Origin of the sequence: Streptomyces sp. C, assembly GCF_000158895.1 — a bacterium.
In the GTDB taxonomy this organism is placed as follows: Bacteria; Actinomycetota; Actinomycetes; order Streptomycetales; family Streptomycetaceae; genus Streptomyces; species Streptomyces racemochromogenes.
Genome location: NZ_GG657750.1, coordinates 684,226 through 686,728, shown reverse-complemented (window position 1 = coordinate 686,728; position 2,503 = coordinate 684,226). Strand labels below are relative to the sequence as shown.

Below are 2,503 nucleotides of genomic sequence, written 5' to 3'. Positions count from 1 at the left end.
ACGAGGCGCAGGAGCTGTCCGAGATGGCCTGGCGACTGCTGATGCGCCGCTGCCCGACCCGCTCCATGACCCTGGTCGGCGACCCCGCGCAGACCGGCGACGAGGCGGGCTGCGGCTCCTGGAAGCAGATCCTCGACCCCTACGTCGGCGACCGCTGGGAACACGTACGGCTCGGCGTCAACTACCGCACGCCCGCCGAGATCATGGAGCTGGCGGCCGGAGTGCTCCGCGCCCACCGGCCCGGTTTCGAACCGCCCCGCTCCGTGCGCTCCACCGGCGTACGCCCCTGGGTGCGGGAGGCGGCCGGCCTCCCCGGCGCCGTGGCCGAGGCGGTCCGCGACGGCGCGCCCGCCGAGGGCCGGCTCGCGGTGATCGCCCCGCGCCCCCTGCACCCGGCCCTCGCCGCGGCGCTGCCCGGCGTACGGGCGGGGGAGCAGCCGGACCTCACCCGGCCGGTCGTCCTGCTGGACGCCCGCCAGGCCAAGGGACTGGAGTTCGACACGGTGATCGTGGCCGAGCCCGCGGACCTCGACCCCAGCGACCTCTACGTCGCCCTCACCCGCGCCACCCAGCACCTCGGGGTGGTGCACACCGGCCGCCTCCCCGAAGGGCTGACCGGCTGACCGGCGGGATCCCCGCGGACGGGACCCGGCCACGGCCGCACGGTGGCACGTGGCCGGATTCACCCCCCACCAGGGGGCCTTGGCCGTCGTAGGGTGATCGGATGGCCCTCGTCGACATCACCTCCAGCGCCCTCGACTTCGACTCCGACCCGCACTCCTTCTACGCGGCCCTGCGCGCCGCCGGGCCGGTCCACCAGGTCAGGGGCCCCGGGCCCGAGCAGGACGCGTACTGGCTCGTCGTCGGGTACGAGGAGGCCCGCCAGGCCCTCACCCACCCGGACCTGCTCAAGGACTGGCGCAACTCCGGGCTGTATCCGGACACCGAGCCCAGCGCCGCCAGCTCCAACATGCTGGAGGCCGACCCGCCCCACCACACCCGGCTGCGCCGCCTGGTGGCCCGGGAGTTCACCGCCCGCCGGGTGGAGGCGATGCGCCCCCGCGTCCAGCGGATCACGGACGAGCTGCTGGACGCCATGGCCGCCCGCCCCGAGCGCTCCGCCGACCTGGTCGAAGCCCTCGCCTTCCCGCTCCCCATGACGGTGATCTGCGAGCTCCTCGGCGTCCCCGACCTCGACCGCGAACGCTTCCGCCGCTGGTCCAACGAGATCGTCGCGCCCCGTCCGGAGACCACGAACGAAGAGGCGTTCGCCCAGCTCACCGGCTACCTCACGGACCTCGTCGCCGAGAAGGCCAAGTCCCCCGGCGACGACCTGCTCAGCGCCCTGATCCGCACCCGTGACGAGGACGGCGACTCCCTCTCCCCCGACGAACTGATCGGGATGGCCTTCCTGCTCCTCGTCGCCGGCCACGAGACCACCGTCAACCTCATCTCCAACGGCGTACGGGCCCTGTTCGCGCACCCGGACCAACTGGCCGCCCTCCGCGCCGACTTCGAGGGCCTGCTCGGCGGGGCCGTGGAGGAGATGCTCCGCTACGACGGCCCCGTGCAGAACGCCACCTACCGTTACGCCGCCAGGGACCTGGAGCTCGGCGGCGTCCGCATCCCCTCCGGGTCGGTCGTGCTGGCCTCCCTCGCCGGCGCCGGCCGGGACCCGGCCCGCTTCGCCGAACCCGACGTGTTCGACATCCGCCGCGCCCCCGGCGGCCACCTCGCCTTCGGGCACGGGCTGCACTTCTGCCTGGGCGCGCCGCTGGCCCGGATGGAGGGCCGCATCGCCGTCCGGAGCCTGCTGGAACGGTTCCCCGCCCTGGAGGCCGACCCGGCCGGCGGCCCCCCGGAGTGGCTCCCGGGCACCCTGATGCGCGGCGTGACCCGGCTGCCGGTGCGCTGGTAGCGGTTCCCCCGGTTCCCGCGGAAGGACGGATACCGCCTGCCGGGACGCGTTTTGGCATGGCGCCGGATCCTCAATACGATCCGGCGATGATCACAAGAAAACGACTGGCGGCAGGGGCCTGCGGCCTGTTCGTCGCCTTGACCGCGGGATTCCTCCCGTCGACCGCGGCCGCCGCCGACGGACCGGCGAAGGAGCCGCCGAAGGTCGAGCTCGTGCTCGACGTCAGCGGCTCCATGCGCGCGAACGACATCGACGGCCAGTCCCGCATGGCCGCCGCGAAGCAGGCCTTCAACGAGGTCCTAGACGCGGTACCCGACGAAGTCCGCCTGGGCATAAGGACCCTGGGCGCCACCTACCCCGGCGACGACCGGGCCCTCGGCTGCAAGGACACCAAGCAGCTCTACCCCGTCGGCACGGTGAACCGCACCGAGGCGAAGACCGCCGTCGCCACCCTCGCGCCCACCGGCTGGACGCCCATCGGACCGGCCCTCCAGGCCGCCGCCCAGGACCTGGAGGGCGGCAACGCCACCCGCAGGATCGTCCTCATCACCGACGGCGAGGACACCTGCGCCCCGCTCGACCCCT

General features: G+C 74.0%; 3 protein-coding genes. All 3 read left to right on the top strand.

What is annotated here, in order from left to right; genetic code table 11:
• A partial coding sequence (locus SSNG_RS03150) for an ATP-binding domain-containing protein (protein ID WP_042800462.1) occupies positions 1–623 on the top strand: 623 nt, incomplete at its 5' end.
• Between the two features lie 101 nt (positions 624–724).
• Positions 725–1,918, top strand: coding sequence for a cytochrome P450 (locus SSNG_RS03145; RefSeq protein WP_007262344.1), 1,194 nt, complete (start codon positions 725–727; stop codon positions 1,916–1,918).
• A gap of 86 nt (positions 1,919–2,004) precedes the next feature.
• The coding region (locus tag SSNG_RS03140) for a VWA domain-containing protein (protein WP_129593376.1) at positions 2,005–2,503 on the top strand (499 nt) is incomplete at its 3' end.

Bases quoted from the DNA above. Each gene is read 5' to 3' on its own strand.
- SSNG_RS03145 (WP_007262344.1), top strand. From the start codon at position 725: ATGGCCCTCGTCGACATCACCTCCAGCGCCCTCGACTTCGACTCCGAC.